This window comes from Pseudomonas sp. 34 E 7, assembly GCF_900005715.1.
GTDB classification, from domain to species: Bacteria; Pseudomonadota; Gammaproteobacteria; order Pseudomonadales; family Pseudomonadaceae; genus Aquipseudomonas; species Aquipseudomonas orientalis_A.
In genome coordinates this window covers 1-4684 of record NZ_CVTX01000182.1, presented here as the reverse complement: position 1 = coordinate 4684, position 4684 = coordinate 1, and the positions used below count along the sequence as shown (strand labels likewise).

Sequence of the window (4684 nt, the reverse complement as noted above, 5' to 3'; positions counted from 1 at the left end):
GCAAAACGCTCTTGCCCCACCACTCGGCACCTCGCTTAGGCTCGGTGTGCCCGAACGCAGGCTTGAATCCGTGGGCCGCCGCAATGGGCCATCCTTGGCCCAGTGCGGCTAACCCGGCGTCCTGCCGGGTTACCCACGGATTCAAGCCTGCGTTCGGCCAGCGTGGTTTAACGGGGCGCTTAGATCTAAAGCCAGATCAAGAGCGACTCGCTTCGCATCGTGGTTACGGTTGAGCGCTACAGAGTTGTATAGATACCTATGCCTATACGGCAAGCCAAATGCACGCATTGAACATCCATCGCGCTTGAGTGGATTGCCGCACCGCCCCGACAGCCCTTATTCTCGACACTCCCGCCCAACCCAATCCAGAGCCGCCATGGACCTCCCCACCCTCGCCCTCTTCCTGCCTGCCTGTTTCGCCCTGAACATGGCACCCGGCCCCAACAACCTGCTGTCGGTGAGCAACGCCACCCGTTACGGCTACCGCACATCCTGCCTCGCCGGTATCGGCCGCTTGCTGGCCTTCGCCGGCATGATCGCCCTCGCCTCCGCCGGGCTGGCGGTGGTGCTGCAAACGTCGGAATTGTTGTTCTACGGGATCAAGCTGCTCGGCGCGGCGTATCTGTTTTACCTGGCCTATCAGCTGTGGCGCGCAGACCCGCAGGCGGAAGCGGAAATAGCCGCCAGCAAGACGGGCTTATGGGCCCTGGCACGGCAGGAGTTTCTGGTGGCGGCGGGCAACCCCAAAGCCATCCTGATCTTCACCGCCTTCCTGCCGCAGTTCGTGGTGCCCGGGCAACCCATCACCGCGCAATTCGCTTTGTTGGGCGCGATGTTCCTGGCACTGGAATGGATCGCCATCAGCGCCTACGCCTACATGGGCCTGCACATGCGCCGCTGGTTTGCCGAGCCGAGCGGCAAACGGATCTTCAATCGTTGCTGCGCGGGGCTGTTGTCGGCGGCGGCCACGGTTTTGTTGACGGCGCGTCGGGCGTGAACCCCGCGCCTGCCTGCGCAAGCAGTGCAGGCGCCCGACCGCGCTACTCCTTGGTCAAATCAACCAACGGCGTCTGCCGAACCTCAGTTTCCCGCCCGGCCTGAATTTCGCTGACCTGCTTCAAGGCCTTGTCCACAGCCGCCTTATCCGCCAGCAAGCTGTAGCTGATGCGGAACTGCTTGTGTGCCTTGGGCTCGATGGTGGGTACCAGGTTCAGTGGCCGCTGATAACGGCGGTTGTAGGAAAAACTCGTGCCCGGCTCCAGCCCCGTGACATAGCCCTGCCCTTGGGTATCGGTGTTCTTCCACAGGGAAAACACCGGCAGCGTTTGCGTATTGAAACCGACCGACACTCCCAGGCTGCCGGCCTTGTTATGCAGCACGGTCAAGGTATCGCCCTTGGCATCGGCATAGGGCACTACGTTGTACACGGTTTCGTCATAGTCCTTGGTGGGTGCGCGGTAGGTTTGCCAGTCGGCCAATTCGCCCTTGGCCTTGTCGTTGAACGGCGACACCTGCTTCACCGGCGCGGCGAATCGCGCGCCCTGCTCCAGGAACGGCGTGCTGAAGTTACTGTGATACAGCGCCTGGTATTCCTTCGCATAGTCACCGTTGTTGGTCAGCGTGTCGTTGAGCGCGAACACAACGCTGCCGGGCTCGGTGACCAGTTCGGTCGCCACGGAAAAATCGACCTTCTTGAACGCCTGCTCTTTCAGCTCACCGCGCAGAGTGATGGCGTACGGCGGTTTTTCATCGATGTGCAGGGTGACTTTATTCGCAGGAATATTCGCGGCCCGACCATGCAGGGTCAGCAATTCGCCATTGTCGATGCCGGGGTGACCGACCCACTCGTAGCCGCACCGAGTGACCAGCTCGTTGAAACCCTCCAACCAACCCAGCCCACCGCGACCATTGAGCTCGATAAAGGAAGGATTGACCACTTCCTTGACCGGCGAATCCCATCCCATGCGCACATCGCCGACCGAAGCCTGCAACACGTTCATACCGCGAGTCGGCACCACCGAGAGCTTCATCGTGCCGTTATCGATGTCGACAATACTCACCCCCTCCTGTCGACCACCGTGCAAGGTGCGCAGTGTCACGCTGAAGGGTTTGTCGGTTTGCACGCCGAGTTGCTGGCTGGTGACCTGCCAGTTCTGCGCGGCTTTGTCGGTGTCGAGGAGGACGTAATCCCAGGCCATGGCGTGGGAAGCGGCAGAGAGTGCGCTGAGGGCGACAACGATTTTGAGTGGGGTCATGGCGGTAGCCTTTTTTGGAGTTGTGTGCGTTTTATAGACTCGATGAAACGTTTCAGCAAGCTTAAAAGGCGGGATAGCGTGCGTAGATGTAAAAAGGGAGTTGGAGGAAGTTGGAAAATCGAGTCGGTGGTGTTGCAAGCAGGTGCGACCAAGAAAAGCAGGTTGAGCGGTGTGAGCTTCGGCATATTCGTGTTGAGAACACTGCCCTTTTGGGGGGAGGTGAAAACCGGCTGAGTTGTGCTTTCGGGCGTTGCGCTGTTGATGCGGGCAAGCTTGAGTCGGCTGAATTGCAATATCGTAGGCTGTGCCATTTACTAATTGGAATAGGAGAACAGTGCGATGGACATGAGCGGTGGTGGAGAAATCATGACCTACGTGAATGGAGCAATAGCGTTAGTGGCGTTGTGCTTGAGCATACGTAACCGAAAAACTCAGAAAGCGATGTATCGGCTGACCCGGTCCACGCACTGGAGCAGCACGAACGATTTTCATGTGATCAGCGCCGAGCAACTAGATGACTCGGTTTTAGTTAAGTTGGTTTTCTTCAACCCCGGGTCGGTGTCAGCAGTGATACAAAGCTTAGCTGTTTACGAAATCCCCCGCCCAATCTGCTGGTTGCCACGCCGATTTGATTGGTTACGCAGGAAACGTCTAGAACTTGCAAAATGGTGGCCCACCACAGACGAAGAGGAAAAAATACCTCGCTTATTTGCAGAGAGATATCAGGAGCTGATGGTTAAAGAAAGTCGAGTGATACTGGTGAGGCTCCCTGGGATGAACAATCGGCTTACCCATGCGTTTGAACTGAAAACCAATCATGGTGTTATCACGACGTGGTATGCCCTTGATTTCATAGAAAAGGGATTTGCCTTTCAATCCCATCGAAATTTCAAATACTGATAAACGGGGGGCCGTATTTGCTTGGGAAGGCTGCCGTGTCGATGGTTATAAATGCGTGTATGAAGTGAGGAATTTAACTTGCGGGGCGCTGAGTATTAGTTAGTTTGCTAGAAGCAGTCTGCACACTAAGGTCCACCCCTGGTCGACACCCGACAAGTTCATAGTTTTGTACAAACGTATACAAACGTACAAACGGAGTCAGACCCTGAGGGATCCCCGATTTTTCTTACGAAAAATCAAGAAGTTGGAGTTATTGAAGAAGCCTGCATGAGTCGGCAACTTGGTTTGCACCACACAAAAACAAGATCCCAAACCCATGCAGGCCATCCGATTTTTACACAGAGCGCTCGCTCAAGCACTGCCTTCAATCCACTCTCGTCGCCTGACAACACTGATGAGTTGTGTCAGTTCGTTACTGCAAGGCCGCCGCCTGACGCTGACAGCGCTCGGACGTTTTATGCCAGGTCAGGCATTCCCAAAACATGCAATCAAGCGGGTTGATCGGTTACTGGGCAATCAACACCTAAGAGCAGAGCGTCCGCTGTTCTACTGGGTGATCCTGCGGGCATTGCTGGGGTCGGTGAAGCACCCATTAATCTTGGTTGACTGGTCCCGAATTGATGCTCCCGGCAACGCTTTTTTGTTGAGGGCCGCGATACCTCTAGCGGGACGCTCATTCCCTATTTATGAAAGTGTTCATGAACGCGAGGGCTGCCCCAAATATCAAAACCGCCTGCTCAAAACACTGGCTGAACTACTGCCCGATGGATGTGTTCCAGTGATGGTTACTGATGCAGGTTTCCGGCGCCCATGGATGAAAGCAGTGGCCGCACAGGGCTGGTACTACGTGGCTCGTATACGAAATCGGGAGCTTTATCGTGGCGACGAAAATGAGTGGCTGCCCGTGCAAAATCTCTATGCTTTGGCCACTTCGTCACCCAAGTCGCTTGGTCGGGTCGAGATGACGCGTAGCGCTCCGCACTTGATCAATTTGTACTGTGTGCGACATTCAGCCAAGGGCCGAAAGCATCAACGAGTGACTGGCTCAATCGCCAAAAGTAAGCTCAGCCGACAGTCAGCCAGGCGTGAACGGGAGCCCTGGTTACTTGCCAGCAATTTGAGGCAAGACGAATGGAATCCAGCAAAAATAGTGGCGATCTATAAGCGCCGTATGCAGATCGAAGAAGGCTTTCGAGATGTAAAAAGTGAGCACTTGGGATTAGGCCTGAATCTGCATCGAAGCCACTGTCCAAAGCGCATTGAGGTGTTGTTGTTGATTGCTGCTTTGGCCAACTACCTTCTGTTTTTAACGGGGCTGCAGGCACGAGAACGCGGCTTGGAGCGACGCTACCAAAGCAACAGCATCAAAGAAAAGCGAGTGCTTTCATTGTGGCGACTAGGCTTGGAATACTGGCGAAGCTGCACAGATTTTGGAGGACGAGAACACTTGGAAATATTGGAGCGGACTCTGCGTGATGAGGTGCGCCATCAAGCGCAGAGCTTAGGGTGAATTTGTGGGGATTCCTCAG

Annotated in this window: 4 protein-coding genes; 3 read left to right on the top strand and 1 reads right to left on the bottom strand. The window is 55.6% G+C overall.

All coding sequences use genetic code 11. The features are described from left to right. The first annotated feature begins 376 nt into the window (after positions 1-376). Positions 377-997 carry a LysE family translocator gene (locus BFP96_RS24680; RefSeq protein ID WP_065937190.1) on the top strand — a complete coding sequence of 207 codons (621 nt, stop codon included), beginning with the start codon at positions 377-379 and terminating at the stop codon, positions 995-997. Positions 998-1040: 43 nt separating this feature from the next. Here the strand turns inward: BFP96_RS24680 and BFP96_RS24675 are convergent, their stop codons facing one another. After that, a complete protein-coding gene (locus BFP96_RS24675) occupies positions 1041-2255 on the bottom strand; it encodes an aldose 1-epimerase family protein (protein ID WP_065937189.1) in 1215 nt (404 codons plus the stop codon). A 339-nt stretch (positions 2256-2594) separates the two neighbouring features. On the opposite strand from BFP96_RS24675, the gene BFP96_RS24670 reads away from it, so the two are divergent. Further along, entirely contained in the window at positions 2595-3155 is a 561-nt protein-coding gene (locus tag BFP96_RS24670) for a hypothetical protein (RefSeq protein ID WP_065937188.1), read from the top strand. Positions 3156-3471: 316 nt separating this feature from the next. Then, on the top strand, positions 3472-4665 hold the full coding sequence (locus BFP96_RS29650) for an IS4 family transposase (RefSeq protein ID WP_065935624.1): 1194 nt from the start codon (positions 3472-3474) through the stop codon (positions 4663-4665). The last annotated feature ends 19 nt before the right edge of the window (positions 4666-4684 follow it).

Coding starts and splice junctions, on each gene's coding strand:
- BFP96_RS24680 (WP_065937190.1), top strand. CDS start 377: ATGGACCTCCCCACCCTCGCCCTCTTCCTGCCTGCCTGTTTCGCCCTG.
- BFP96_RS24675 (WP_065937189.1), bottom strand. CDS start 2,255: ATGACCCCACTCAAAATCGTTGTCGCCCTCAGCGCACTCTCTGCCGCT.
- BFP96_RS24670 (WP_065937188.1), top strand. CDS start 2,595: ATGGACATGAGCGGTGGTGGAGAAATCATGACCTACGTGAATGGAGCA.
- BFP96_RS29650 (WP_065935624.1), top strand. CDS start 3,472: ATGCAGGCCATCCGATTTTTACACAGAGCGCTCGCTCAAGCACTGCCT.